The 26643-nt window shown below is 39.8% G+C and carries 25 protein-coding genes and 1 pseudogene; 18 read left to right on the forward strand and 8 right to left on the reverse strand.

Features of this window, described 5'->3' with window-relative positions:
* The 5 genes and pseudogenes from XEN7305_RS13215 to rppB all read left to right on the forward strand — a co-directional run.
* A pseudogene (locus XEN7305_RS13215) lies at positions 1–395 on the forward strand (hypothetical protein); the annotation flags it as partial.
* A 69-nt stretch (positions 396–464) separates the two neighbouring features.
* Positions 465–3626: an efflux RND transporter permease subunit gene (locus XEN7305_RS13220; protein ID WP_006509946.1), complete on the forward strand. Its 3162-nt coding sequence runs from the start codon at positions 465–467 to the stop codon at positions 3624–3626.
* 73 nt (positions 3627–3699) lie between these two features.
* Entirely contained in the window at positions 3700–4182 is a 483-nt protein-coding gene (locus XEN7305_RS13225) for a DUF2808 domain-containing protein (protein WP_144053264.1), read from the forward strand.
* A 14-nt stretch (positions 4183–4196) separates the two neighbouring features.
* Positions 4197–4892 carry a two-component system response regulator RppA gene (gene rppA / locus XEN7305_RS13230; RefSeq protein WP_006509948.1) on the forward strand — a complete coding sequence of 232 codons (696 nt, stop codon included), beginning with the start codon at positions 4197–4199 and terminating at the stop codon, positions 4890–4892.
* The gene (gene rppB, locus XEN7305_RS13235; RefSeq protein ID WP_006509949.1) at positions 4889–6241 is read left to right on the forward strand and encodes a two-component system sensor histidine kinase RppB; all 1353 of its coding nucleotides are present in this window, start codon (positions 4889–4891) and stop codon (positions 6239–6241) included. The genes rppA and rppB overlap by 4 nt, the downstream gene beginning before the upstream one ends.
* Before the next feature lie 142 nt (positions 6242–6383).
* On the opposite strand, the gene XEN7305_RS13240 is transcribed toward rppB, so the two are convergent.
* On the reverse strand, positions 6384–7085 hold the full coding sequence (locus XEN7305_RS13240; RefSeq protein ID WP_006509951.1) for a tetratricopeptide repeat protein: 702 nt from the start codon (positions 7083–7085) through the stop codon (positions 6384–6386).
* Positions 7086–7575: 490 nt separating this feature from the next.
* On the opposite strand from XEN7305_RS13240, the gene XEN7305_RS13245 reads away from it, so the two are divergent.
* From XEN7305_RS13245 to XEN7305_RS13260, 4 genes are read left to right on the forward strand one after another with little or no spacing between them, the layout of a single operon-like run.
* Positions 7576–7845 (forward strand): thioredoxin family protein, encoded by a 270-nt coding sequence (locus XEN7305_RS13245; protein WP_006509952.1) that lies wholly within the window; start codon positions 7576–7578, stop codon positions 7843–7845.
* A gap of 6 nt (positions 7846–7851) precedes the next feature.
* Positions 7852–8292, forward strand: a complete 441-nt coding sequence (locus XEN7305_RS13250; RefSeq protein WP_006509953.1) for a heavy metal-responsive transcriptional regulator — start codon at positions 7852–7854, stop codon at positions 8290–8292.
* A gap of 14 nt (positions 8293–8306) precedes the next feature.
* Positions 8307–8519: a mercury resistance system transport protein MerF gene (merF, locus tag XEN7305_RS13255; protein ID WP_006509954.1), complete on the forward strand. Its 213-nt coding sequence runs from the start codon at positions 8307–8309 to the stop codon at positions 8517–8519.
* 32 nt (positions 8520–8551) lie between these two features.
* A complete protein-coding gene (locus XEN7305_RS13260; protein ID WP_006509955.1) occupies positions 8552–9022 on the forward strand; it encodes a copper chaperone Copz family protein in 471 nt (156 codons plus the stop codon).
* Between the two features lie 24 nt (positions 9023–9046).
* Here the strand turns inward: XEN7305_RS13260 and XEN7305_RS13265 are convergent, their stop codons facing one another.
* Both XEN7305_RS13265 and XEN7305_RS13270 read right to left on the reverse strand, forming a co-directional pair.
* Positions 9047–10522, reverse strand: a complete 1476-nt coding sequence (locus XEN7305_RS13265) for a multicopper oxidase family protein (RefSeq protein ID WP_173399702.1) — start codon at positions 10520–10522, stop codon at positions 9047–9049.
* A gap of 46 nt (positions 10523–10568) precedes the next feature.
* Positions 10569–11168 (reverse strand): hypothetical protein, encoded by a 600-nt coding sequence (locus XEN7305_RS13270; protein ID WP_006509957.1) that lies wholly within the window; start codon positions 11166–11168, stop codon positions 10569–10571.
* 260 nt (positions 11169–11428) lie between these two features.
* On the opposite strand from XEN7305_RS13270, the gene XEN7305_RS13275 reads away from it, so the two are divergent.
* Positions 11429–11776, forward strand: coding sequence for a helix-turn-helix transcriptional regulator (locus XEN7305_RS13275; RefSeq protein WP_006509958.1), 348 nt, complete (start codon positions 11429–11431; stop codon positions 11774–11776).
* 80 nt (positions 11777–11856) lie between these two features.
* Here XEN7305_RS13275 and XEN7305_RS13280 read toward each other — a convergent pair whose 3' ends face one another.
* The 5 genes from XEN7305_RS13280 to XEN7305_RS13300 all read right to left on the reverse strand — a co-directional run bounded on the left by XEN7305_RS13280 (position 11857) and on the right by XEN7305_RS13300 (position 17685).
* On the reverse strand, positions 11857–13785 hold the full coding sequence (locus tag XEN7305_RS13280; protein WP_006509959.1) for a heavy metal translocating P-type ATPase: 1929 nt from the start codon (positions 13783–13785) through the stop codon (positions 11857–11859).
* A gap of 92 nt (positions 13786–13877) precedes the next feature.
* Positions 13878–14273 carry a helix-turn-helix transcriptional regulator gene (locus tag XEN7305_RS13285; protein WP_006509960.1) on the reverse strand — a complete coding sequence of 132 codons (396 nt, stop codon included), beginning with the start codon at positions 14271–14273 and terminating at the stop codon, positions 13878–13880.
* A 357-nt stretch (positions 14274–14630) separates the two neighbouring features.
* Positions 14631–15137: a TniQ family protein gene (locus XEN7305_RS13290; protein ID WP_006509961.1), complete on the reverse strand. Its 507-nt coding sequence runs from the start codon at positions 15135–15137 to the stop codon at positions 14631–14633.
* The gene (locus XEN7305_RS13295) at positions 15134–15982 is read right to left on the reverse strand and encodes a TniB family NTP-binding protein (RefSeq protein ID WP_040897767.1); all 849 of its coding nucleotides are present in this window, start codon (positions 15980–15982) and stop codon (positions 15134–15136) included. Before XEN7305_RS13295 ends, XEN7305_RS13290 begins: the two co-directional genes overlap by 4 nt.
* A 2-nt stretch (positions 15983–15984) precedes the next feature.
* Positions 15985–17685, reverse strand: a complete 1701-nt coding sequence (locus XEN7305_RS13300) for a Mu transposase C-terminal domain-containing protein (RefSeq protein ID WP_006509963.1) — start codon at positions 17683–17685, stop codon at positions 15985–15987.
* A gap of 524 nt (positions 17686–18209) precedes the next feature.
* On the opposite strand from XEN7305_RS13300, the gene XEN7305_RS13305 reads away from it, so the two are divergent.
* The 8 genes from XEN7305_RS13305 to csm5 all read left to right on the forward strand — a co-directional run bounded on the left by XEN7305_RS13305 (position 18210) and on the right by csm5 (position 26597).
* Positions 18210–18830, forward strand: coding sequence for a hypothetical protein (locus tag XEN7305_RS13305; protein WP_144053265.1), 621 nt, complete (start codon positions 18210–18212; stop codon positions 18828–18830).
* Positions 18831–18850: 20 nt separating this feature from the next.
* Positions 18851–19630, forward strand: a complete 780-nt coding sequence (locus XEN7305_RS13310; RefSeq protein WP_006509966.1) for a DUF6602 domain-containing protein — start codon at positions 18851–18853, stop codon at positions 19628–19630.
* A 177-nt stretch (positions 19631–19807) separates the two neighbouring features.
* On the forward strand, positions 19808–22102 hold the full coding sequence (cas10, locus tag XEN7305_RS13315) for a type III-A CRISPR-associated protein Cas10/Csm1 (RefSeq protein WP_006509967.1): 2295 nt from the start codon (positions 19808–19810) through the stop codon (positions 22100–22102).
* Positions 22103–22116: 14 nt separating this feature from the next.
* On the forward strand, positions 22117–22680 hold the full coding sequence (locus XEN7305_RS13320; protein ID WP_006509968.1) for a Uma2 family endonuclease: 564 nt from the start codon (positions 22117–22119) through the stop codon (positions 22678–22680).
* A gap of 46 nt (positions 22681–22726) precedes the next feature.
* The gene (csm2, locus tag XEN7305_RS13325) at positions 22727–23182 is read left to right on the forward strand and encodes a type III-A CRISPR-associated protein Csm2 (RefSeq protein ID WP_006509969.1); all 456 of its coding nucleotides are present in this window, start codon (positions 22727–22729) and stop codon (positions 23180–23182) included.
* Positions 23183–23184: 2 nt separating this feature from the next.
* On the forward strand, positions 23185–24138 hold the full coding sequence (csm3, locus tag XEN7305_RS13330) for a type III-A CRISPR-associated RAMP protein Csm3 (RefSeq protein WP_006509970.1): 954 nt from the start codon (positions 23185–23187) through the stop codon (positions 24136–24138).
* Positions 24139–24154: 16 nt separating this feature from the next.
* Entirely contained in the window at positions 24155–25288 is a 1134-nt protein-coding gene (csm4, locus tag XEN7305_RS13335) for a type III-A CRISPR-associated RAMP protein Csm4 (protein WP_006509971.1), read from the forward strand.
* 4 nt (positions 25289–25292) lie between these two features.
* Positions 25293–26597 carry a type III-A CRISPR-associated RAMP protein Csm5 gene (gene csm5, locus XEN7305_RS13340; RefSeq protein ID WP_040897772.1) on the forward strand — a complete coding sequence of 435 codons (1305 nt, stop codon included), beginning with the start codon at positions 25293–25295 and terminating at the stop codon, positions 26595–26597.
* The last annotated feature ends 46 nt before the right edge of the window (positions 26598–26643 follow it).

Here is a 26643-nt window from a genome sequence, read left to right on the forward strand (position 1 = left end):
CAACAGGCGATCTCATAGTAACTCAAGGGGGAATTATGCTCTACGCTGAATCTCTTAAAGGTGGCGGGAAAGATGATGAAGAAGGACATGAACATGATGAAGAGGGTCACGAACATGATGAAGAGGGTCACGAACATGATGAAGAGGGTCACGAACATGATGAAGAGGGTCACGAACATAGTGAAAAGACAGATGATAGAAGCACCAATTCTTCTAACTCATTATTATCATTGTGGGTGCTTTCTTTACTAGGAGTGGGAGGAATGACCACAGCCTTTGTGGTGGGTCGTCATACGGGAATGCAACCCCAATCTACAGTAGGAGAGAAGAAAGAACTAGAAAAATTTAAGCTTAATGAGGCAAATACTGCTGATGATAGTGCCTATGAGAGTTAACTTACGACACAAATATTTCCTCAAAAACATGAATCTTCTGATTAATTACTAATACTTTAGACTAAAAAAATGCTCAATTCCATTCTCAAATGGTCGATCGCTCGGCGCTGGTTTGTAGTTATTGGCGCAATTATAATTGCTCTGTGGGGGCTGTTCGTTATCAGGCAAATGCCCTTGGATGTAATACCGAGTTTTGCACCGCCCCAGGTACAAGTTCAAACAGAAGCCCCAGGATTCGCTCCCGACGAGGTAGAATCTTTAATCACTTTGCCGATGGAAAGTGCGCTGAACGGTACGCCAGGCTTAGAATCGATTCGTTCCTCTTCGGCAGTAGGTCTTTCTGTCGTTAACATTATTTTTGAAGAAAATACCGATATCTATCGAGCAAGACAGCTAATTACAGAAAGATTACAACAAGTTCAAAGTGAATTACCAGAAGGCATTAGTCCGCCAGAGATGACTCCTACTACTTCACCCATAGGAGACATTCTTAAATATGCTCTAACTGCCGAGACTACGCCGATGATGGAAGTGACGCGGTTAGCAGATTGGCAAATTAAAAACCGACTTCTAGGCATTTCTGGTGTCAGTCAAGTAGTGGTTTTTGGTGGGGAAGAGCGACAGTATCAAATTTTAGTCGATCCAGCTAAGTTACAGCAATTTAATGTGTCTTTAGAGCAAGTAACCGAAGCAACCAGTGGCTCGAATGTGAATGCCCCTGGAGGTTTTTTAATTAGTCCCGACCGGGAGCTGATCGTCAGACAGCAAGGTCGAGCCACTTCAATCGCCGATCTAGAGCGTTCGGTGATTGCCGAACGAGGTGGTACGCCCGTGCGTTTGAGGGATGTGGCAGAGGTGAAAATTGGCAAGGCAGTTAAAAGGGGAGATGGAGCTTTAGGAGGTAAACCTGCCGTAGTTCTAATGATCAAAAAACAACCTGCTGGTGATACTGTCGAGATCACTGAGGCAGTAGAAGCTGTAATGCAGGAAATCGAAAAAACATTGCCCAAAGATGTCAAGTTAACTCGAACTTTTCGACAGGCAGATTTTATCGAAGCATCAGTGAAAAATGTTCAAGTAGCTCTGCGGGATGGAATTATTATTGTTGGGGCGATCTTGATTCTCTTCTTGATGAATTGGCGCACTATTATTATTACCCTCAGTGCGATGCCTTTAGCTTTAATCCTGGGGCTGATGTTTTTAAAGTTTCAGGGTGGAGGAATTAACACCATGACTTTAGGAGGGTTAGTAGTCGCCATCGGTTCGGTGGTAGATGACGCGATCGTCGATATGGAAAACTCCTACCGCCGTCTGCGGGAAAATCAACGAGCGGGTAATCCTATTGCACCCTTACGGGTGGTGTTTAATAGCTCGGTGCAGGTTAGAGTGAGCGTGCTGTTTTCCACCATTATTATTGCCGTAATATTTGCCCCCGTATTTGCTTTATCTGGGGTAGAAGGTAAAATTTTTACGCCGATGGCAATTACTTACCTACTAGCAATTGGTGCTTCGACTCTAGTAGCAGTAACTTTGACACCAGCTTTGTGTGCTTTATTGTTGGCAAATAGTAAACTCCCCGATGATGAAACTTGGATTGCTCGTCAATTTAAGCGCGTTTATCGTCCTCTTTTAGGATGGTCGATAGGCAAGCCCAAAATTGTCTTATTAACTTCTGTAGCAGGATTGGTAGCTTCCATTATCATTGTTTCGGGCTTGGGAAAAGTGTTTCTACCAGAGTTTCAAGAGCAGTCTCAGGTGGTTGCCATGAATCTCTATCCTGGGGTATCCCTAGATACTACTAGAAGAGCTGCATTTGCTCTATCAGAAGAATTAAAAGATAATCCTGATTTTGAAACAATTCAATTACGAGCAGGTCGAGCCACTGGAGACATCGAAGTCAATGGCGTGGATTTTGCCGAACTCGATATTCAAGTAACTGAAGGAGCTGCGAAAAACCTCGACGAGAGCATGGAAAAGCTCCGTGCTTCCTTTGACAAAATTCCTGGCATAGTTCCCAGCGTAGGTGGTTTTATCGCTCACCGCATCGATGAAGTCCTTTCAGGGGTGCGTTCTGGTATTGCCGTTAAAATATACGGTCCGGAATTAGAAGAACTGCGTTCTCTCGGACAGCAGATCCAGTCGGTGATGGGTGCTGTCCCTGGCGTTGTGGATTTACAACTAGAACCACAAGTTCCCATCAAACAACTCCAGATTAAGGTGGATCGCGAAGCAGCTTCTCGTTATGGTTTGAGCGTCGGTACAGTAGGAGAAACCATCGAAACAGCTTTAAACGGTCGCGTGGTATCTCAAGTTCTCGAACGGCAGCAATTATTTGACTTGGTGGTTTGGTTGCAGCCAGAAGCTCGTCGCGACCTCGAAAATGTTAGAAATTTATTTATCAACACTCCGAACTACGGACAAATTCCCCTGTCACAAGTTGCCAAGATTGACTACGGCACAGGACCTAATACCATCAACAGGGAAAATGTTTCCCGTAGGCTGATCGTTTCGGCTAATGTTTCGGGTCGAGATTTGGGATCGGTAATTCAGGATATTCGCACGCAGGTTCAACAAGAAGTTGAGTTTCCTGGGGGGTATTTCATTGAATATGGCGGTCAATTTGAGGCACAAGAACGAGCTACCCAAAGATTGCTGCTATTTGGTGCTTTAGCTCTAGTGGCGATCGCGGTGTTGATGTACTTTGCCGTCAAATCCATTGCCTCAACCATAGCGATTATGATTAACCTCCCCCTAGCTCTCGTCGGGGGCATAATTTCGATCGCCTTGACTGGCGGAGATTTATCGATTGCCTCGTTGGTGGGTTTTATTACCTTGTTTGGGGTCGCAGCCCGCAACGGATTGTTACTCGTAGAAACTTACAATACTAAGTTCGCTGAAGGAATGGGTCTTAAAGAGACGATTATCAAAGGTTCTCAAGAGCGATTAAACGCTATTTTGATGACAGCATTAACTTCTGCTTTGGGAATGGCACCCCTGGCAATTGGTACGGGTCCGGGAAAGGAGATGCTACAACCTTTGGCTGTGGTGGTTTTAGGAGGACTATTTACTTCTACTGCTTTAACCTTACTGGTATTACCCGCTCTCTATTCCCAGTTTGGAAAATTCTTGATGCCCAAATCAACCAAAACCCATTCGTCGTTACCAAATACATCGCAATTGATTCTCAGTGAGGACAATGGCGTGGCACAGGCAACAAATAATCGAGGTTGACCTGGAGACACGGATCGATTTTTCCGACATGGCACAATAGCTTACTTCACAATATTTGAATTTCAGGAGAACAATGATGAAAAAACTACTAATTTATACCTCTGTATTATCTTTAATCCTAGCTGGGATACCCACTAAAATTCTTGCAAAAGACAGTCATGGGATCGAGGGAACTTCTCATATTATCGGTGCTGGAGCTTTTCCCTTCAAAAGACTTCGGGCATCGCATCCCAACCATTATTTGAGAATTCACGTCCAGGGACAAGCCATCTCATCACTTACTATCGAGCTACCAGAAGCAATGACAATTAAGGATGGAGTTAAAGTAACCGATGAAACAGGTACCGAACTTAAACCGAAAGTCACTCTCGACCCAGAAAAAGTAACTCTGGCTTTTGCCCAACCCATTGCTCCCGATACAACCCTATCAATTAAGCTGAAAGATGTTCACCGAGAAAGATTCATTATTAGAACTTTAATGTATCGAATCAATGTTTTAAAGGTTGGCATGGAGCGGGAAGTTAGCCTGGGAGTAGCTAGAATTCATACTGACTGAGCGAAATTTGTAGCATGAGAATATTATTAGTTGAAGATGAACCAGATATGGGAGCGACCATCAAAGAAATTTTAAATCGCGAAAAATATGTAGTAGATTGGGTACAAGATGGCACTGAAGCTTGGGAATATATTCAAGATCGTTTAGCAGATTACTCTCTAGCTATTTTTGATTGGTTAGTCCCTGGATTGTCTGGTTTGGAACTGTGTCGGCGACTGCGGAACCGCAAAAACCCTTTGCCCATACTAATTTTAACTGCCAAGGATAAAATAGAAGATAGGGTAACTGGCTTGGATGCTGGTGCGGATGATTATCTGGTTAAGCCTTTTAGTATACCAGAGTTATTAGCCAGAGTACGGGCTTTACAAAGGAGATCGCCTCTTTTACAAACTCAAAAGCTACAAGTAGACGGACTAATCTTAGACTGCGGTGCTCGCACCGCTCATTGGCAGTCTTCTGATGGCAAAGTACGAGAAATTTCCCTAACTAATAAAGAGTTTCAAGTACTGGAATATTTAATGAAGTATCCCAGGCAAGTTATACAAAGCGATCGCATTCGCCGCCAGATTTGGGAAATTGATGCCTACAATTACAGCAATGTGGTAGCTGCTCAGGTACGACTAGTCCGTCGTAAATTAGAATCCATAGGCTGTGGCAAGATTATTGAAACTGTTCCAGGTCAAGGATATCGTTTCAATCCAAAACCATGAAACGAAATAGTTTGTTTAGCCAGACCCGCATTACTATCGCTTTCTGGTATGCAGGAGTTATGGGTCTTATTTTGATTATATTTGGATTAGGAGCATATCAAGCAATTAAACGCAGTTACTCGACGGAAATAGATCGAGATTTGCAATCTATAGCTGGAACCTTGTATCAGAGTTTAGAATTACAGCTTCAACAACCAGGGCGTATAGATTCTTCAATTGAACAATTGCTGCCCAATCTTTGCCAGCTTGGGGAGCGTTGTTTTTCTACAACAAGTTCTCGAACTCACCGCAATCTCAGTGCTATTAATCAGAATAGTTACTATGTTCGTCTATTTAATTCTTCTGGTCGTTTGCTGGCAGTAGCAGGAAACTATCCTGACGGATTATCTCCAGATTTTGAGCGGAAAACTTGGCAGACTGTATCGGATCGAGAAGAAAATAATTATCGTCAAATAACTCTTTTGCTTCATGCGCAGAGCGAACAAGATTGGGGTTATCTTCAAGTTGGGTATAGCCTGGAAGAGTATAAAAATTTATTGATTAGAACGAAAAAAATCATCATCCTGAGTTCTATTTTCTCGTTGGTGTTAGTTAATGGAGCAAGTTGGGGACTAGCTAGAGTTGCGATGCGCCCTATTTATGAATCTTATAAGCAAATGGAGCAGTTTTCTGCCGATGTCGCTCACGAACTGCGAACCCCTTTAGCAACAATCCAAAGCACCGTCGAATCAGCATTGTTAACATCTCAACTAGAACCTTCAAAGGCTCTAAACGTGCTGAAAATTGTCGAACGTCAAAACCTACGACTGATTAAGCTAGTTGTCGATCTGCTGCTGCTAGCTAATACCCAACAAAATTTTGTTAGGTCGCACTGCGAACCCTGTTGCTTAAACGATCTAGTTGAAGATTTAATTGAGGAATTCTTATCGATCGCTAGCGTGAATCAAGTCACCTTAAGTTACCAAATACAAGTAGAAGAGTCTTTAGAAATATTAGGAAATTGCGACCAGTTATACCGCCTTGTCTTCAATCTGATCGATAATGCTATTCAATACACTCCAGAATATGGGAATGTAACAGTTATTCTCAAGCGTATTAATCATCAAGCCCTAATTCAAGTTCGCGATACGGGAATTGGCATTGCCCGCTCCGAACAGCAAAAGATTTTTAATCGTTTTTATCGAGTACATAATGATCGCTCTCGAAAAACTGGTGGTTCGGGATTGGGATTAGCGATCGCTTGTGCTATAGTGCAATCACATCAAGGAAGTATTCGAGTACAAAGTGAATTAGGGACCGGAAGCACATTTACCATTCAGCTACCTTTAAAGCTGAGATCAAGGATTTAGGGCAACACTGGAAATAAGAGAACACACTTCTTCAATATTCGATTCGGGATTAGGGTTATTTATGCAACCAGTGCGATATTCTTCTAATTCTGCTTTAAACAAGGTCATTATTTAAGGTTTATTTCTCAATCAATTAATCAGGCTACTTTTGGATTAATTGAATGTAAGCAAGTGTTTGCTGATATCCAGCCATATCTCCTAAATCTAAAAAAAGTTTGGCTGCCTGTTCTAAATCTTCTAAACCTAACTGCTTATCTCCTAACTGGGCGCGGACAAACCCTCGATTGCCATAAGCTTCAGCCAAAGTAGGGTCGAGTCGAATTGCCTCATCATAATCAGAGATCGCGCCTTGAAGATTTCCTAATCCAGTGCGTGCCTTACCTCGATTGTAGTAAGCATCAACAAAATTAGAATCAAAACTTAAAGCTCGACCGAAGCTGTCAACTGCTCGATCTAGATTGCCTTGCTGTGCGAGAACAATTCCTTTTCTGTTAAGAGCATCCGCATGACGGGGAGCAACCTGTAATGCCAGATCAAATTGATCGATAGCTTGGCTTAAATTGCCTAAGCCCAAGTGTGCCATTCCCCGATTACAATAGGCTTCAATGTAGTTTGGGTTGAGTTCAATAACGCGATCTAAGTCAGTAATTGCCCCTTGGTAGTCTCCGTGAGCAATTTTCTTTGTACCGCGCTCGAACAAGCCTTCAGTATTCATTCGGTCGGTAGAAATTGCCAATTGCTGCTGAGTAGGAGAAATGGCTAAAGCTGGTCTGACAAAAACCGAAAATCCTCCGAAAGTTAATGTTACCCCTAATATAATGCCTGATGTCTTAATCGTTTTCATGACTGGATTTTTCTTGCTATAACTCAGAACAAGAATATTACCTCACAATATCATTTTAGTAAAATAATTTCGATAATACCTCAGCAATTCCAAATTCAAAATTTTCAAGAGCTGAGACCCTTGATATCTCGTTCAGATCTGGCCTTATCGGAGGAGCCTAATCGGCTAAAACAACGTAATCTCGTTCCGAATTTATTTTTGCTGATAATACCTCGCTGTCCTTGACACTGCATAACGGTAATCTATAGCATTCTTCTTCATCACAAATTCTTGCCACTGTTTATTCTCAGGACTGCACAGCAAAAGCGCTCGCGCTTATTTCTCAGCTTCAGGTTTGCTACTTTTCATAATCTCAGCAAAAGCTAGTAAATATAAGTTATTTGAGTCATCATTTTTCTCTAGAAAACTTGGACAAATTTCTTCTTGACTTTAGAGTTGACTCTAAGGTTTAAGCTAAATCTAGAACTCCAATTTTCCCAAGGAAAAAGAGATGACAAAACGATTAGTAGAAGTATTTATAGCTGGCTGTCCTTTAGGCGATGAAACCGTCAAGCTCGTGCGAGAATTAGCCTGTTCCAATTGCGAGGTAAAAATTTACGATCTGCATCAAGGAAGTACAGAAGAAAAGGAAAAAATAACGCAATATGGAATTCATCGCGTTCCTACGGTAGTAGTGAATGGTAAATTAGCGGAGTGCTGTTCATCCCAGCAGCCTGTATCCCGTGAAATGCTAGTAGCTGCTGGTATTGGGCAAGGATAAGAGCAGATGACGGGAAAAGAAGGCTGGTTGATTGGCGAGTTGAGCGATCGCGTGGGCGTATCGGTTCATACAATCCGTTATTACGAACGCTTGGGATTACTCGAACCCCCAAGGCGCACCGAATCACAATATCGCATCTATGGAAAAGAAAATGAAGAACGCTTGCGCTTCATTCAGAAAGCCAAAAGATTCGGGCTGTCTTTGGATGAAATCAAACAACTAATTACTATTAGAACTGAAGGAACACCTCCTTGTGCCAGCCTCAAAACAATGGTCAAGCAACACCTTAATGATCTAGACCGCAAAATTGAGGAAATGGTGTCTTTACGTCGAGAATTAGCCAGTCGTTACGAAGAGATTGATAAGTCATTACCCGATGCCTCTACTCCTCCGACTGAAGAAATTTGTCGGGGTAAAATCTGTGGACTAATCGAATCTATTGAGTGATTCAGCTAGAAAAAATGAAACCTAAAACTGCTCTCATCGCTAGCATAAGTGGCACGATTCTCGTCGCTCTTTGTTGCTTTACTCCTATCCTAGTTATTCTTTTAGGAGCGATTGGTTTGAGTGCGCTGGTAGGTTATCTTGACTACATTTTATTGCCAGCCCTGTTTATCATGCTTGCCTTAACTATCCTTTCCTACCGTCGTTATCGTCGTTGTTGTAAGCGTTAGGAATAATTCACATTTTAAAACTTCTTTTAACAATGACTGAAACTTGTTGTTGCCCTCCCCAGCAAACTTCCTGGGATAAAACTTGTCCTATAGATGGAACAAAAGGAAAGAGGGTTCAAACCATCACCTTAAAAAGTTTGCTCATACCTTCAGCTTTAGAAACCCTTAATTCTGATACAAATTATTATTTCTGTACTGCAACAGATTGTCCTGTAGTTTATTTTAATGAAGAGGGTCAGATATTTAGTACCAAACAGGGAAAAGAACTGGTATTTCAGAAAGATAAGGGTTTAGATGTTCCTGTATGTTACTGTTTTGGTTGGAGTCGCGATCGCATTCAACGAGAAATTATTCAAACGAGTAAAAGCAGTGCTGAAGCTAATATTCGCAGTCACATTAAGGCTGGACGCTGCGGTTGTGAAGTAAATAACCCTCAAGGAAGCTGTTGTTTGGGTAATATTCGCGCTATTGTGCGACAATTATCTAAAAATATCCCAACATAAAGGATTATCTTTTTTAGCCCTTAATTAACTTGATTTCTGCATCTCTATAGTTCCCATCATGCCTAAATCCTCGTGGTCTAAAATATGACAATGGTAAACTGTCTTGCCAGGGAAGTCTGTAAAACGAACTCGAAAGCGTACCGTTTCTCCTGCTCGAACTAATACAGTATCTTTCCAGGCTCGAAAGGATTCGGGTTGACCATTGCGACTTATTACTTGAAAGGGATTGGTGTGCAAGTGGAAGGGGTGATCCATTACACCTGTATTCGTAATTTCCCAGTCTTCTATTGTGTTAAGAGAGACTTGAGTATCTACTCGTTGATGGTCGAACGCTCTGCCGTTGATTAAGAAAACCATACCCATACCAGGAGACATACCGTGGTTAAGAATAAAGCGACGCACTCTTTGGGGTTCAGGCAGTGTCTCTACAGGAATGAGTTTTTGGGGTAAGGGAAGAGTTTCCACCTGTCCTGCATAGGTTAAAGTTGCTAGATTCCTAGTGCTTTCCCAATCCGATTGAACCATCATTCCCGATCCCATCCCCCGACCCATCATACCTCGCCCCATCATGCCACCACCCATCATTCCCATGCCCCCACGGTTGTAAGGCAGAGCCAGCAATCTATATTGATTCGGTTCTCGCTCTCCACGTACCAATATTTCAGCCCGTTCCCCAGGAGTCAACAGCAACTCCCTGAGTTCGACTGGTTCGGATAGAGGAATTCCGTCCGTAGCGATTAGGTAGAGGGGGTGATCTTCTAAAGCCAAACGATAAAAACGGGAAGTAGAAGCATTGACCAGACGCAGACGCAGCAATCCCCCTTTGGGAATTGACAAGGTAGGATTAACCTGACCGTTCGCCGTAACTAGCGATCCTTCTCGCCCCATCATTTGTGCCATGTGCCAGGGCTGCGGTACTCTTCCATTGGCATCGAGGTCAAAATCTTTGAGAAATAAAAATACCTCCTGGGCTGCTTGAATTTCAGGAATTGCATCAAGTTCTCCCCGAATGATGAAAGCTCCTCCCAAACCAGCAAATACTTGCTCGGCTACCCATCCATGTAGGTGGGGATGATAATAAAAAGTACCTCCAGGGTGGTTGTCGGGAATGGTGAATTCGTAGGTGAAGGTTTCGCCACTGGGAATGTTCAAAAAGATGTTGTCGGCGTTGCCCGTTGGCGGTACGTGCAGTCCGTGGTAATGAATGTTGGTCGGTTGGGGTAGGTTGTTAGTAAAGCGAATGCGGACGCTATCCCCTGGTTTGGCTTCAAGCTGAGGAGCAGGAATCTGACCGTTATAACTATATAAGTAGGCTTGTTCTCCTGCTAGATTAACTGCCTCGTAACGAGCATCGAGGGCAATATCTAACAATCCGTCCTTACTGACGTATTGATTTGGCGCAGGGGGTAACGATTGACCAGTAACGCGGGATGCCAGAAACACGGCACTAGCACTACTGACACCGAGGGCTAAAAATTGTCTGCGGTTCAAGGGTCGCATATCAAACATACTACCATTACGTTCGGCTTTTACTTATCCCTGTGACCTACCAGCAGCAAGACCCCCAGCCTCCTTGTCGATTCCAATTGCGATTTCCACTCCAGGCGGGGATGCCGTTGTCGTCCCTCAGTTCTAGCACTTTATCTCCCTGCCGTACTTCGGCTACCATGATGACGGGATTACCTGCCCAATTGACTTGAGAACCTTTCACTTCAATTTCATCACCTGGGTTAACTTGAAAGCCTTGGTTATCGAGATACCATGAAGGAGCGAGATGTACGGGTACGGTTTGGTCTTCAGTTTCAACTAAGAGCTGCATACCTTGGGACATCCCGTTCATGGGCGTAAAAGCGTTGGTGCTGACTACCTTCCCACGGATTGTTTCGACCGTATTGAGGTTGTACATACCGCCGTACTGATTGTTATTATGTCCCCAACCCCCCATGCCACCGTGGTGTCCAGGTCGTCCCATCATGCCATCTCGATTGGGATAGGACTGATTTGTTCCTGACTGTGGTGGGGGATAAGATTGTTGTTGTCGCTGTGCTACTGTCTGGGCTAAAGCTTGACTAACTGTCAGTGTTAGTAGAGTTAAGCTGGCAACAGCAATTGTAGTTAAAGTTTTACGAGTTGTATTGATCTTCATTATTATGGTTCTCCTGTTGAGCAACCTTTATATTTTTAGTTTAAAGTCTCCCCTTAGCTAGAGAGTCAAATCAAGGCAATATATCTAAATGTTAGTGAAAATAAAATTATCCCCAGCCGTAATTGGCGATTCATCTTAAACTCCTTTGTTTAAAAAGTTGTTGATTGAACTTTTACTCCGTCCAGTTATGGCATCATGTTAGTTGCTGGTAACTACAGTGTATCAGTAATTAATGATATAGTGATATTGAATGTAAACTTATGCAAACACTGACCTCGGCTCAAGTTACCGATTTAAAAGCCAAGCTTTTTCGAGGTTTTGCTGACCCTTCTCGTTTGTCTATTCTCAATGCCTTACGCAAAGGTTCTCTTACAGTAGGCAAGATTGTCAAAGCAACTAATCTGAGTCAATCGAATGCTTCTAACCATTTAGCCTGTCTCCGAGATTGTGGTCTAGTAACTCGTTCCCAAAAAGGCAATTTTGTTTATTATCAACTCAGCGACGAACGGGTAGCTGCGTTACTGAATTTGGCTGATGAATTGCTGGCTGATTCAGCTAAAGGAGTTTACGAATGCACTCGCTATGAAGTTTCAGAAACTGAGAAGTAAGTTTTGGCTCTCGGCGATCGCTATGGATTGGAATCATTGACTATTTGAATCAGTCTGATGTAAATATTGCAGCTATTTCTTCAGTTAACTTTCAAAATCCGACTGGCATTAAGAATTGCCAATAGTGCTACACCTACATCGGCAAATACTGCCTCCCATAAAGTTGCTATGCCAACTGCTCCTAGTAAGATAAACAGTGCTTTAATTGCCATTGCCAGAATGATATTCTGCCAGACAATAGTGTGAGTTTTACGAGCTATAGCTATAGCTTCTGCTACCTTAGACAGAGCATCGTCCATTAACACTACATCGGCAGTTTCAATCGCTGCATCTGAACCTAATGCCCCCATTGCCATTCCCAGATCGGCTCTAGCAATTACAGGTGCATCGTTGATACCATCGCCCACAAAGGCTACCTTGCTTTTTTTTCCAGATTTACGAAGATACTGCTCGATCGCTTCTACTTTATCTTCTGGCAGTAATTCAGCTTTGTAGGTATCCAAACCGAGTTTATCGGCAACATTCTTAGCTACAACTCGGTTATCTCCTGTCAGCATTACTGTTTCAGCAACTCCTGCTTTTTTCAATCTGGCGATCGCTCTTGCTGCATCTTCTTTGATTCTGTCGGAGATTAGGATATAACCCGCATATTTACCGTCTATTGCCAAATGAACCACTGTACCTTCAACATTGCAGGTGTCGTGAGCGATATTAGCTTTGTGTAACAGGCGATCGTTTCCTGCTAAAACTGACATCCCTTTAACGTTGGCACTGATACCGTGTCCTAGTATTTCTTCATAGTCAGTGACATCAGCATCGGAAATTTCATTATTGTAAGCTTCCACAATCGACCTGGCTACAGGGTGATTGGATTGAGATTCGGCGATCGCAGCAACAGTTAGTAATTCTTTTTCGCTATAACCATTGTAGGGAGCTATCTGAGTTACTTGAAATACCCCTTCGGTTAACGTTCCCGTTTTATCGAAAATTACCGTTTTAACCTCGGTTAGAGCATCCAAAAAAGTAGAACCCTTAACTAAAATCCCTCTTTTTGCTGCACCGCCAACACCACCAAAGTAACCGAGGGGAATGCTGATAACTAATCCGCAGGGACAAGATATTACCAATAAGACTAATGCGCGATAAACCCACAGTTCACTGATTTGGTCGGGAATTAGCAATGGAGGTAAGATGGCAACTGCTAAAGAAAGAAAAACCACTACAGGGGTATAGTAACGGGCAAAGCGAGTAATAAATTTCTCTGTGGGTGCTTTTTTACTGCTGGCATTTTCTACTAAATCTAAGATTTTAGCGATGGAAGATTCGGCAAATAGTTTGGTGACTCGAACGGTCAAACTACCTGTTTGGTTAATTACTCCTGCTAGAATTGTTTCTCCTTGTCTGACAGTTCGAGGTACAGATTCACCCGTGAGTGCCGAAGTATCTACCTGAGAATTACCTGATAGTATCTCCCCGTCTAAAGGAACTTTCTCCCCTGGTTTGATAACAATGGTATCTCCAACTTCTACTTTTTCGGGTGCAACCTCCCTAACTACCCCATTAATCACTAAATTTGCCGTATCGGGACGTACTTCTAGCAATGCCTTAATCGAACGACGCGATCGCCCGACAGCAAAACCCTGAAACAATTCCCCCACCTGGAAAAACAGCATTACCGCTACAGCTTCGGGAATTTCGTGAATCGCGATCGCTCCTAAAGTAGCAATGGTCATCAAGAAGTTCTCATCAAAGATTTTACCCCGCAGAATATTACGTCCCGCACTGGTCAAAACACTCCACCCACTAATTAAGTAAGCAGGAATCAAAACTGCATATTCGGCGATCGCCCCAGGAGTATCGTGCAAAGGCTGGTTAAAAACCAACCCGATGATAAACAAGACTACGGCAATACTTAGGGGAATAAATTCTCGACGTGAATCGGAATCATTATGTTGGTGGTTATGACCTTCATCGGTAGAACAGCAACCAGGGGAATGTTTGTTTGACATTATCTAAACATTTAAACAGCTTTATAGTTGAACAATTGAATATTTATTCAGATAATATCCAAAAAAAAGCAATTTAGCAATAAACGAAAGGATTAAACTTCGTCTAAATGCTCGGCTACTTCCCGATATAGATTGGCAATATGCGCGTCTGCAAGACTGTAATAAACATTACGACCTTCACGACGATGTTTGACTAAGCGTAAGTTTCTTAGCAGACGTAATTGGTGGGATACAGCAGAATCACTCATCTTAACTACTATTGCCAAGTCACAGACACAAAGTTCTGCTTTGGATAGTGCAGAAAGAAGTTTGAGCCGATGTGGGTCTGCCATTGCCCCAAAAAACTGCGCCATTTGTTGTGCTTTCTCTGTGGTCACGATTTCAGATTGCACCTGACGTACTTGCTCTAAATGAACCAAAGGGGAATCACAACTAAGCGCCTCGGATTCTGAAGAGGCTTGCTTTTTTGATTTGTCAACTTTGCTCATTTTTTTAATTACAAACCTTGTCAGGTTAATTGCTTAGATAACGCTGGGTTGATGCAGCAAAGAAGTAGAGTTCTTCCATAAGAATACTCATTACAGGCTTGAATGTCTATTCAGATGAGCAAATAACCCAAAATCGACTGCATTTACGCAGCGCTCACTGAGTTTTCCGAAAATTACCAAATTGCTTTGACATGGGGATAGTTTAGTATCTTTAGATAGATCGCGACTAATTATCGGAATGTCATAACGTCTAGAGATCGCTATTAAAATATTAGTATCTAGGTGAAGAGTTAATGCCGTTTTAAGATTCTTTTGCTTTAACAAAGAGAATAAAATGATTGAAATTTTAGTTATGAACTAAGCCATTTTTTGATATTTCGCGATCGCTTCAAAAGGCAAACGACAGCGATGACAACAACCAAACTCCCATAAAGCAGGCATCTTAAACTTAGCTCGACAATTAGGACATTTGGAAATCAATTTCAATTGATGCTTGTCGCATTTCCAAACAGACTTATATTGCCATGACCTACGATGACAAGGAACTTCCCCATAACAAGCACCACATAAACGAATCGGATCGCATTTCATTCCAGTTCCGTTCGGGGGAAGCATTGCTCTTAAACGCAAACTATCGACACCCACAACATCAGCCAGAGCTTGAAACTCCTGATCTGTAGGAAAAGGATTAAGGTGAAATCTTTCCCAACGAGCTACAACCCCACCAATTCCTGCTAAATCTCCCAAAGTATTCGGAGAAAGATGATTACGCCGCCTAAATCTTCCCAAAAAATGACTAAAACTTTCCCCTTCGTAAGGTTCAACAGGAAATAACCAAGGTTGAACATCATTCGTATCGCTCATGAATATTCCCTCGCTATTTCTTCCAAAACTGACTTATCCACCTTCTTATATCCTCTAGAAAGAGATGCTATGGCTGCTTCCCGCAAAATTTCATCAAGCCTTCCGATATAACCTTCAGTAGCTCTAATCAAAACTTTCTGCATTGTCTTATTAGTTAGATTAGAAGCCACAGGCAACTTTAATACTTTTTGCTCCCAGATTGCTACAGTCTTTTTAAAATCCTCTCCTGCTAATTTACCAAAGCGACGATTAGCCCGAAAACGATTGTAAACCTGCTCATCTCTTTTAATCACCGCATCAAGGCGATCTGTCCCTACTAAAACTACAGCAATTTCCAACTTGTCATAAATATCTCTTACTTCTGAAAAAGTCTCAGGCTTTAAGCGATCTGCTTCATCAATTATGAGCATCTCAACCTGACATCCTGTCAAAACATCCATCGCTCTACTTCTAAATTCAGCAATACTCCCTTTAACTGCTCTAAATTTAAGACATACAATAATTTCGCGAAATAACTCTTTTGAGCTACATTTTTGCGGAGGCATAATTTTGATAACAGGTTCGATAGGAATTTGATTTTTAGTTTGTCTTTCTTGAGGTTTTTTGCTCAGCCTATTCCTTAGCACATAAGATTCACAAGCAATCGTCTTTCCTGTCCTCGACTCTCCTACAATTCGACAAGAGCGTCTTGATTTTCGCTTGCCATCTAGCCAATCATGTAATTCCTTAATATGCTCAAGAGCCACTATACTTTTACGATTCAGACGAGCAATTTCTTGTTGTACCCACTGTTCATCTGATTCGATTTTTCCTAACTTTTCAGCAATAACTTTAGCTTCATTCATCATTACCATCCATATTCATCTTGTAATTCTTCTAAATCCCACACTTCCACATCAGCAATTTCATCAGAGATATCTTGCTTTGCTTCTTGTACTTCAATATCTTCGGGAATAACTTTCTGAGAGGGAGTTGATTTATAACGTTGCTCTTCTTTCTGTCTTTGCTTACGCGTTTTCTTTTTGTCTACAACAGAATCTCTTTTAACTATTTCCTGAAAAATAGACTCATTATTGATATCAGCCTTGGCTTTTCGCAATCTCTTGACATTAGCTTTAGCTTCATCAAGAGATAATTGCTCTGTTTCCAGTCCTAAAGCATAAGCACGAGTCAAAAATACTTCTTGGCTTCCTTCCTGTCGATATACCCAAATCGTCGTAATATCTTGAGGATCGTATCGAACACTAACAATATCTCCTGCATAACCAGCTAAATATTCTCCTCGATAAACAATATTTTCAAACTGCAAATGACCTGCTCTTTGAACAGTTCGTCTTGCTGTTTTCATCAAGCAAATATCTAATTCCCGCTCAGAAATAATTCTTGGGTCTTTAATCAATCCTGCTTCCCAACGCTGATAGCGAGTTTGCTCATCTTTCCCCGCGATCGCACTTTGATTATACTGATCGACAATAAAACAAGCGACAAGCTTTTCTAAATCTCTTAAAGTAAGACTTGCATCTTTTTCCGCATCTTTTGGACGTTCCTGAACATTGGAGCCAGTATATCCAGGAAGAGTCAAGAACAAAGATTGATTCAAAGTCTTGAAAGGACGCTCAACAATACCTCCTTCGGAAGGGCGATCACGTAACTTACGCACAAAGCCTAATTGCGATGCAATTTCCTCCAAGTGGCTAGAACGAAAATCTTTTCCTCCATCAGTAAACAAATATTCTGGTAAACCAAAAGTCCCCCAATCACAATGAAGTTGATATTCGACTCCATATTTTTTGGGTAAGATAGCGTGTCGCAAAGCTAAAGCCACTACTTGAGAGCTGGGAGCATCAAACCCCAAATTTACTCCCATCACACAGCGAGAATAACTATCAATTACTGTAGTTAACCAAGGACGACCAATTAATTCTCCATGTCGATCTATCAACAGAATATCTGCAAGAGTATGATCGCATTGCCAAACTTGGTTGCTGTGATTAATATCGATATCTTGCCCATCACGAGTTTTGACAGATAAAGTCGTGCCTTGCCATCCTGGAGAGCGAATACTTTTCTTTTTCTTATCTCGAATTGACTTAAGAACTCTTAGTACAGTCTTATAGCTTGGAGGCTTATCTTCTCTGACTTCAATAGCTTTAGCTTGAACTCTCAAAGCAACTTGTTTAGGACTCATTCTTTTACTCCCCTTGTTTCCTTGCTTATAGGTTTTGAGAATAAAATCTTGCCAAAATTGACTAATCCGATGATTTCCCTTGTCTGCCCTGCTTGTAGAAACTAAAGCAGTTATTCCTTGCTCTTGATACTTTTTAAATAATCGCTGTACCGAACGAACTGAAATTCCAAGCTTTTGTGCTCCTGCTCTCAATCTTTCTCCATATGTAACGCGATCGCATGGTTCAAGAAGACTTTGAATTACTTCTAGCCTAATCTTCGCTATACCCTCTAATTCAGAAGCAATTATGTTTTCTTGCTTTGTGTCTGAATTACTTGCTAATTCCTTTGAAATTAGTTCAAGTGTTTTATTATTGTTCATTTAAATAAAAGATTAGCTTTAAAAACACACAATGTTATTCTATCGTAAAACAAAAAAAGCGACACAAATTTTGTCACTTTTCTTGATATCTGGATTCTTAACAAACGACACTTATTTTGTCATTTTAAAAACAAGCGACAGTCAATTTGTCTTTCGTTTAATCTGCTATAGTGAGAGATATTTTGAGGACAAAATTGCCATAATCATTTTACAGTATAGTTTTTAGCTTGGCGACAATATTTTGTCTCGACGTCATTTAATGTGTCACCGTACATTTGTACAGTGACTAACTATTTGTCCTTGGAGACAGATTAATGTTGTTGGGGCTAAATTATGTGCCATAGAGACAGATTGTTGTCGTTAAGTTACCAGTGACAAATTGATCATGATTATAAAGAAAATTAGAAAAACCTTAGTTTGATTTAAGCATTCAGCTTACCCAACTATCTTTGTAATAAGTTATGACAAATTTCATGATGGAAATAGTCCAAAGTAGCTTAATTGCCGAATCGGCAAACCATTTAATGAGTCAAGAGTTAAATTTGTTGATGAGACAATTTACTCTGTTTTATTCGGGAATTGGTATCTTAGCGACATTTATCACGATTTTAATATCTGTTTCTTATTGGAAGACCATAAAGGATGCCAAAGAACAAATTGATAGTTTAGTAAAAAAAGCGGTTGCTGAAGAAATTTCTAATCGTGTGAATCAAAGAATTGAAGATGTAGAAAAAATTATCCAAAAAGAAGCGATTGTTAGTCAAACAGTTGCTAAGTATTGTTTGCCAATGCTCAATCCTGATGTGCAATTGCTTGAAGAATATCAACTTTTAAAAAATAGAGGATTTCAAATATCGCCAGTGGAAAACTATGAGCGCAGAGCATCTTATGCTAAATGCCATGTATTAATTATGGATTTTGTTAATGCCAATTTTCCAGATGATCAAGAAGTAGTCAATATACTAAAAGAGGTTGCTAATAATATTCCAGATAAATCTACAATAGTTATCTATATCAAACGCAGAGTCGCTGAACTTGATAGCATATTTAGTAACCAAGATGTTTACTATACTCCAGCGAACAATATCCTAACTCTGATGGGAAGAGTAATTGATGCGGCACAAATAGCCAATACAACAAAATAAAGTAATATTTTTGAATGCTAATGACCAATAAAGAAAAGAAACAAATAACGAACAAAGCAAAAAAACAATCAGAGCAAGATGGAAAAAAGTTCTTACAAAATGTCTTTGGCAAAGTACAAAAAACTCTAAAATCTAAGTTTGATGAATCTGAAGAGATCACCCACGATGGAGATAAGGGAAAAGAAAATGAGTCAATATTTATCGAAATACTTAGAAAATACTTACCTAATAGATATGCAATTGATAGTGGCATAGTAATTGACAGCAAAGGAGAGACTAGTGACCAGATTGATATTATTATTTTCGATCCTCAGTACACGCCCAAATTATTAACTCAAAAATATCATAGATATATTCCGGCTGAAGCTGTATATGCTGTGTTCGAGGTCAAGCCCAAGATTAATAAAAAGTATTTAGAGTACGCTGGGGACAAGGCAGCATCAGTAAAAAAACTACATCGAACTTCTGTTCCTATCCCTTACGCCGGTGGCACCTATCCTGCAAAGCCTTTATTCAATATAGTTTCTGGTATTTTAGCTATTGAGAATGGATGGTCTGATGGTTTTGGTGGCACTTTTCTCCAAAATCACTATGAGTTATCTGATGAGCAAAAGTTGGATTGTGGATTGGCTGTTTCTGGTGATCATTTTGATTTTTATGATGCCTATCCAAAAATAGTGAATAATAATAGCGAGCAGGCTCTTATTTATTTTATTTTCAGACTGTTAGGAAAGCTGCAATCATTAGGGACTGTTCCTGCTATTGACTGGAATGCCTATGCAGAACAAATATTAAGCTAATTTTTGTCATTAAAATTTCTCGGGTAAGTATTACGCTAGAAGAATTATAAAGATTCATTACAAGTTAAATTTTGTTGCATAAAATCGTAGTTTTTTTATGAGTTATCAGTGGGAGCTTAATATATTTAACAATCCCACAATTTGAGAGCTTAGCTCTAGAGTAAGTCAATCAACAAAATGTCAAATTCCTTCGCAGATGAACTTGCCTTGAAAATTGCTCAGCAAGCCATTATTGATTTATTTCAATGGGCTGGAACTAGTTTGCCTACAAAATTTACTATTAGTCAGGAAGTTGAGCCAGCGATCGCAGAAGCAAAAAAACTACTAGGCTGGGCGAACAATCCTGAAATTAAAGTTTTAAGAGTACTTTTTGATCAAATAGAACTGGAGAAAGGACAAGATAAAGTTCATCATTGGAAGCCAGTTGCGATCGCCAATGAAAATCCAACCATTCCCTATCCTCAAACAGAATCAGAAGAAATAACAACTTACTTACAAAAATCTTGCCAAGAAATAGCTCAAGTTTTAGATAAGGACAATAATTGGCGTAATCTATCTCTACTAACTTTAATCATTGAAAAATACGGCTCATTTATCAGCTTAGGATCAAAAGATATTGCTTTTGTCGATTTAGTACGTTCAACTGCTGCTGTGGCTGCTGCTCTTGCTGAAAATCCACAGGCAAAGCAATTAAGTTTGATTGTCGGTGATTTATCCGGAGTACAAAAATTCATTTACACTATTTCTAGCGATGGTGCACTGAAGTCTCTTCGTGCGCGAAGTTTCTATTTAGAATTAGTCACCGAAGAAGTTGTTCAGCAATTATTAGAAAAATTAGACTTACCTCGGACTAATGTTATTTTCGCTGGGGCTAGTAAGCTCTATATTTTGGCGGCAGCGACAGAAAAGAACAACAAGATTGTTGACAATGTTGCGAAGAAATTAAATCAATGGTTACGTAAGAAATTCCAAGGGAAAGTATTCCTCGCTTTGGATAATTACGATTTTGAGATTAACAAAGTATCCAGTCAAGAATTCGCTCAGGAATGGGCTAAAGCTAATAATAATTTAGATAAAATGCGATCGCGGAGATTTAAGAATCAAATTGGCGATTTACTTGAACCACAAGATGCGCACGAGCCCTGCAAAGTTTGCCATCGCGATGATGTAGAACATTTGCAAAAACTTGGTGATGATAGTGATGTTAATGCTTGTGATATCTGTCGCAGACTATATCGTTTAGGAGGGCAATTAAGGGATGTCAAAGCGATTGTGCGATCGCAAAAAGAAAACCTTGCCCACAAATATCTACTGTTTCGTTTAAGTCCAGAAGAAACCTATTATTATTATTTATTTGATGATATTGCTCAGGCAAAAAAACAAGCCAAATATGGCAAACTATTTTTAGTTAATAACTGGAATATTAATGACTACTCTGAGTTAGAGGTTACTCCTCTGTTTTTGGGTAACTATGCTCAAAAAAGTAAAGATGATCCGAAAGCATTTGCTACAGCAGAAGAATTAGCAGATCAATCAGATGGCATAAAACGAGTTGGTTATTTGCGCATGGATGTGGATAACCTGGGGCAAATTTTTGCTAAAGGATTGGGTGAAAAACAGACATTAACTCAGATTGCTGGCTTGTCCCGTCAGATGACCTACTTTTTTAAAGTGTATCTAAATAGTCTGGCAGAGCAACGCAATCAAGATTTTCTCGGGCAAAGAGAAAACCTAGAAATTCTGAAAGATATTAAGAATTTTAGTAACAGCGATCGCCCTAATCTTTTATTTATCTATGCTGGTGGAGACGATCTTTTTGTCAGTGGGTCTTGGAATGAAGTTGTAGAATTTGGCTTCGATATATATCAATGTTTTCGAGCTTATACTGGTTACAATCCTGATATTACGCTATCAGCAGGAATTAGCTTTGCTGTTCCCAAATTTCCCCTTTATCAAGCAGCAAAACAATCAGGAGATGCAGAAGAAGCTGCTAAAGGTAATGGCAGAGACAGCCTAACTTTATTTGGTCAAACTTTTAAATGGGATGAATGGTTGGGCAGCAAAAACTTATCTAGATCTACAGTTGAAGCTAAAGATCGAGAATATTGGGATGCCATTACAATCAAACCCCAACAGCCCAACTTACTGGGAGTTTTGCCGATTGTTGAAAAATTGAATTCTCAAGAAATTGGTAAAGATTATGCGCGTAACTTTGTTCGAAATCTAATTAATGTCTCCAATTTACAGGAACAAAAGTTGAGAGAAATTAATAATAATCAAAGAGATTTAAACTATAAAGATGAAGCCTTAGACATTAAGTACTATCTTCATCTGCCGCAAATTGCCTATACCTTAGCTCGATTACCCAGGAATATTTTGGAGGATGATGATTTTCGTAAGGCACTAAAAAATCCTTATAATGCTCCCTATTATCGTGCGATCGCGACTTGGATAGAATTATTAAACCGCTAGTCTAATGCAACATCATGACTATAACTAATCTCACAAAAAAGCTAACTTTTGCAGAATATCTAAATTATGACAATGGAACTGACAATAGTTACGAATTTGTGGATGGAGAACTAATCTTAATGAATCCACCAATCGGTCTTCATGCTTTAATTCTGTTCTTGCTTCATAACAAATTATTAGCTGAAATTAATCGTTTGCAACTACCTTGGGTTATTTTGCAAATGGTAGGAGTTAGAACTGCTTTCAATCGCGCCAGAATACCCGATTTATGCATAGTTAATCGTGAACAAATACAGCAATACTTGGATAAATCAGCAGTATTAGAGTCTCCACCTTTGTTATCTATCGAAATAGTAAGTGAAAGTTCGACCATCATCGATTATCGTTACAAAAGGTCTGAATATGCAGCAGCAGGCATTCCAGAATATTGGATTATCGATCCTGAATCACATAAGGTAACTGTGTTGCAGCTAATAGAAGGATTTTATGAGGAAAAAGTTTATAGGAATAAGGATTTAATAGTCTCACCGACTTTTCCCGAATTGTCTCTAACTGTTGAGGAATTATGGAATGTTTAAATTTTAGAGAATTATTAACCCGTTAGGCAAAAAATGAAAATTACCCATGGAACTAAAACCTCCCGCTAAAACTTCTTCATCTAAAAGATCCTCAACCGGAAAATATCAGGATTCTGTTGCAGATGAAATTCAAGACGTGATTCGTAACCTCGAAAAATTCAAAAATTATCCGATTCGAGAATTGGTAAGACATTCCGCCAAGTTTGGCACATATCTCAGAACGCAAAGACTAGAAACCAATCAAGTCCGTAAGTTTCTTGATGCTGTCAATCGTATCAAAGCAGACTTGACTGAAAAAGAAGATTTCCGAGAAATCGAAGCCGAAGTAGTCTTACTTAAACCAAAACTTGCTTATGCCGCAGCCAGACAAAGAGCAGCGAAACCTTTGAGTGATGTGATTTCTGCGGCGATCGATAAAGTAGATAGCTTAGAAGATTTTGAACGTTTAGTGCAATTTATCGAGTCAATTATCGCTTATCACAAAGCAGCAGGAGGTAAATAATCATGCCCGCATCATTGGAACAAAAGCCCTTAGTGGGGAAACTAAGAATCGAGAGTACTATTGTTGTTGAAACAGGATTACATATTGGTGGTGGCGGTGAAAATTTGGATATTGGAGGATTGGACAAACCTGTGATTCGCGATCCTTTGACTAAAGCCCCCTACTTACCTGGTTCCTCACTTAAGGGAAAACTACGCTCAATTCTCGAAAGACTGTTGAAAAAATCGCTAAATCGCCCAGGTGGCAGTGGTGTTTACATCTATGCCAGTGACGATATTGAGGATGGCTATACGGAAATTAATGGCGAACTCAGTATTCGTTTTGAAGGGGCAAAAACTTGTCAAATCAGTCGTCTATTTGGCTCTACAGGCACAAATTGCTGGATCAAAGAATCCGTCGCGAGAGAACAAGGATTAACCGATAACAATACGAAGACTAAAGAGAAAGATGGCGAAACCTATGCCCAGATCAAAGGACGTAATTCTCCTGCTAGATTGATTGTTCGAGACTGTCATCTACAACCCGAATCAGCGGAAAAGCTCAAGAAAGTTGATACGGGACTTTATATGACTGAGTGGAAGTTTGAAAACAGTATCGATCGCATTACCGCAGCAGCCAACCCCAGACAATTTGAGAGAGTTCCGGCTGGTTCTAAATTTAAATTTGAAATGGTTTACACCGTAGAAGATACAGTACAAGCTATTGAAGATTTGAAACATCTGGCGATCGCACTTGCTATTTTAGAGGATGATGCGCTTGGTGGTCATGGCTCGCGGGGTTACGGCAAAATTCGCTTTGAAAACTTGCAATTGTTTTATCGTGATTTAAGTCAATATTTGCAAATGAAACCATCTAGAAATTCGATTCAGACTTTTGCTGATATTTCCAGTTTATTAGAAGGTTTTGAAAGTTTAACTAATGATATAAATCAACTTTTACCAGCAAGCAGCAATTAATTTTAGTTTCAATTTTATGAGTAATTGGCGATTAGTTAGGCTCGACTTTAGTAGAACTCCTGTTCATTTTGGAGAGGTGGGAATTGGGATTGAAGAAACTAGCGAAAGAGTAAGATCTGATACTCTCTTTAGTGCTTTAATCAATACCTATGTAAGACTTTTTGGGGTTGAAGATGTCACTGAATTCTTAGAGCTTTTTCCTATTGAAAATAAATCATTAGATAAACAAGAGAGACTACCACCTGTACAAATAAGTTCAACCTTTATTTATACTTACGAAAAAGATCAAACTAAAGATCTTTATAGATATTATTTACCTCGTCCGGCAAATTTTCCTCCAGGTTACCCAGAATACGATTTAGAGTTTTTTAAATCATACAAAAAACTCAAATATTTACCATTAGATATCTGGAGAAGATGGTATCAAGAATCAGGATTTTCTACTGACAATAAAAATAGCGATCGCACCGAACTAATTGCTCAAACTAAAACTAAAGAAACAAAAGGAGCTTTAGCTGAAGCAGGAGTATTTAACTATAGTAAAACCTATTCCATAGCAACTTATCCCAAGGTTTCAATTGATCGCAGAACTGCTGCTACCAATTTTTATCACACTGGATTTACTCAATTTAATTGCGAACAGAATGACAAGGGTAAAGAAAAGCGATCGGGATTATATTTTTTACTATATTTCCCTCAAGAAAATCCAAAATTAGAACATCGTCTTAATGCGACACTTAATCTCTTAGGGGAAGATGGTTTGGGTGGGGAACGATCTAGCGGTGCTGGAAGATTTGAAGTTGAATATTGGGGAGATTTACCACCTGATTGGGAAAAGATTGTTAATTTTCAAAATGCACAGCATCATTGTTTATTAAGTCTATTTTGGCGTAAGTCTCTAGAAGATAATTTTTTAGATAATTCTAGTTATGAATTAATTGAACGAGGAGGTTGGATTGGTTCACCATTTTCTGGTAGACAATTACGGCGGAAGAAGATTCATATGTTTGCTGAAGGATCGGTTTTTAACTCACAACCTTCAGGACAATTAGCGCTAGTAACACCAGATGGTTTTAATAAACATAAAATTTATCGCAGTGGCATTAGTTTAAGCATCCCTATAAATGTAAAACCAGAATCAAGTGAGTAAATCTGTGACCAAATCAGAAACCGCTGTAGTTAGTTACCAAAGTTATAAAGAAGAAAACTACGAATCGAAAACAATTCAACTCAGTAGCCCAATGCTACATATTGGCGGGGAAGTTTCTCGTCTCAATCCTTTTGAATATGTACAAACTTCCTCAAAGGTCTATTTACCTCACCAGGAAGCATTAGCAAAAACATTGCATAGGCAAAGTGCAAAATTTATTGATGATTATGTTGATACGATTGAAAAAAGACAAAATATTGATGGTTTACTTAAGCAAGCATTAGGTGAAGATTGGATTACTGCAAAATCTCCTGATGGAATTCCCATTTTCCCGGATATTCGTCCTAAATGGACATTGGAAGAAGGGCAAAGAGTTACTGATATTCGCCCCATGATTCGGAATGGAATGGGGCAATTATATATCCCTGGTTCTTCTATTAAGGGTGCGATAAGAACCGCGATCGCATATTATCTTCTCAAACATGCAGAGAAATACAAAGTACCGAATTCACATCGGGTTAGTGCGATCGAGGAGCAATTAAGATCAAAACTAGATAATAATCAAATTAATAACCGCAATAAATCTTCTCTGGATGACGATCTGTTTATAAATAATCTATTTACGAACTATTCACTTCATTATCAAGGGAAAAATATCCCAACGAGAAATATCCAAAATACTGATTTTCTACGAGCGATCAAAGTTTCTGATTCTCAACCATTAATTAGGAAAACTGTAACGGTAAAAAAAACTGGCAAAAAGTTGTTTTACAATGTTCCCATAATTGCTGAGACGATAGTTTCTAGTCACTTTGAGGATTTTAATGCTAAATATCGAGCTTCCATTTTTGCCGAAGTTGTTTATCAAGCAAAAACTGAATTTACTCTTAAGATAGATCACGATATGCTTTCTTGGTTTAAACATAATCAAGGAATGAAATTACCTTTCAATTCCATTGCAGAATTACTCAAAATCTGCCAAGAGTTTGCCCAAGAACAATGGGATGGCGAATATGATTATTGGCAAAATATTAGAAATAGAAGACATCGGGATTTCAATCTTGACTTTGATTTAATCCGTGATTTCTATGAAAAAGAAAAATGCCCTTATGCTCTCCGTCTTGGCTGGGGAAGTGGCATGAATGGAACAACAATTGATTGGTTGCTGACAGATGGATTGAGATCCGAAATTAGAGATGTATGTGGTATCAAGTCACCTGGGTTTCAAGCTCCTAAATCTCGTCGCACTATTGTCAATTCTCGGCAAGAAATTCGCTATGTTCCAGGTTGGACTAAATTTACAGTATAATGATTTTTCAATACACTTATGTGCTTTTTTTAACCACAAAAAATAT

It is taken from the genome of Xenococcus sp. PCC 7305 (assembly GCF_000332055.1).
In the GTDB taxonomy this organism is placed as follows: Bacteria; Cyanobacteriota; Cyanobacteriia; order Cyanobacteriales; family Xenococcaceae; genus Xenococcus.

Bases quoted from the DNA above. Each gene is read 5' to 3' on its own strand.
- XEN7305_RS13220 (WP_006509946.1), top strand. From the start codon at position 465: ATGCTCAATTCCATTCTCAAATGGTCGATCGCTCGGCGCTGGTTTGTA.
- XEN7305_RS13225 (WP_144053264.1), top strand. From the start codon at position 3,700: ATGATGAAAAAACTACTAATTTATACCTCTGTATTATCTTTAATCCTA.
- rppA (WP_006509948.1), top strand. From the start codon at position 4,197: ATGAGAATATTATTAGTTGAAGATGAACCAGATATGGGAGCGACCATC.
- rppB (WP_006509949.1), top strand. From the start codon at position 4,889: ATGAAACGAAATAGTTTGTTTAGCCAGACCCGCATTACTATCGCTTTC.
- XEN7305_RS13240 (WP_006509951.1), bottom strand. From the start codon at position 7,085: ATGAAAACGATTAAGACATCAGGCATTATATTAGGGGTAACATTAACT.
- XEN7305_RS13245 (WP_006509952.1), top strand. From the start codon at position 7,576: ATGACAAAACGATTAGTAGAAGTATTTATAGCTGGCTGTCCTTTAGGC.
- XEN7305_RS13250 (WP_006509953.1), top strand. From the start codon at position 7,852: ATGACGGGAAAAGAAGGCTGGTTGATTGGCGAGTTGAGCGATCGCGTG.
- merF (WP_006509954.1), top strand. From the start codon at position 8,307: ATGAAACCTAAAACTGCTCTCATCGCTAGCATAAGTGGCACGATTCTC.
- XEN7305_RS13260 (WP_006509955.1), top strand. From the start codon at position 8,552: ATGACTGAAACTTGTTGTTGCCCTCCCCAGCAAACTTCCTGGGATAAA.
- XEN7305_RS13265 (WP_173399702.1), bottom strand. From the start codon at position 10,522: ATGCGACCCTTGAACCGCAGACAATTTTTAGCCCTCGGTGTCAGTAGT.
- XEN7305_RS13270 (WP_006509957.1), bottom strand. From the start codon at position 11,168: ATGAAGATCAATACAACTCGTAAAACTTTAACTACAATTGCTGTTGCC.
- XEN7305_RS13275 (WP_006509958.1), top strand. From the start codon at position 11,429: ATGCAAACACTGACCTCGGCTCAAGTTACCGATTTAAAAGCCAAGCTT.
- XEN7305_RS13280 (WP_006509959.1), bottom strand. From the start codon at position 13,785: ATGTCAAACAAACATTCCCCTGGTTGCTGTTCTACCGATGAAGGTCAT.
- XEN7305_RS13285 (WP_006509960.1), bottom strand. From the start codon at position 14,273: ATGAGCAAAGTTGACAAATCAAAAAAGCAAGCCTCTTCAGAATCCGAG.
- XEN7305_RS13290 (WP_006509961.1), bottom strand. From the start codon at position 15,137: ATGAGCGATACGAATGATGTTCAACCTTGGTTATTTCCTGTTGAACCT.
- XEN7305_RS13295 (WP_040897767.1), bottom strand. From the start codon at position 15,982: ATGAATGAAGCTAAAGTTATTGCTGAAAAGTTAGGAAAAATCGAATCA.
- XEN7305_RS13300 (WP_006509963.1), bottom strand. From the start codon at position 17,685: ATGAACAATAATAAAACACTTGAACTAATTTCAAAGGAATTAGCAAGT.
- XEN7305_RS13305 (WP_144053265.1), top strand. From the start codon at position 18,210: ATGAGTCAAGAGTTAAATTTGTTGATGAGACAATTTACTCTGTTTTAT.
- XEN7305_RS13310 (WP_006509966.1), top strand. From the start codon at position 18,851: ATGACCAATAAAGAAAAGAAACAAATAACGAACAAAGCAAAAAAACAA.
- cas10 (WP_006509967.1), top strand. From the start codon at position 19,808: ATGTCAAATTCCTTCGCAGATGAACTTGCCTTGAAAATTGCTCAGCAA.
- XEN7305_RS13320 (WP_006509968.1), top strand. From the start codon at position 22,117: ATGACTATAACTAATCTCACAAAAAAGCTAACTTTTGCAGAATATCTA.
- csm2 (WP_006509969.1), top strand. From the start codon at position 22,727: ATGGAACTAAAACCTCCCGCTAAAACTTCTTCATCTAAAAGATCCTCA.
- csm3 (WP_006509970.1), top strand. From the start codon at position 23,185: ATGCCCGCATCATTGGAACAAAAGCCCTTAGTGGGGAAACTAAGAATC.
- csm4 (WP_006509971.1), top strand. From the start codon at position 24,155: ATGAGTAATTGGCGATTAGTTAGGCTCGACTTTAGTAGAACTCCTGTT.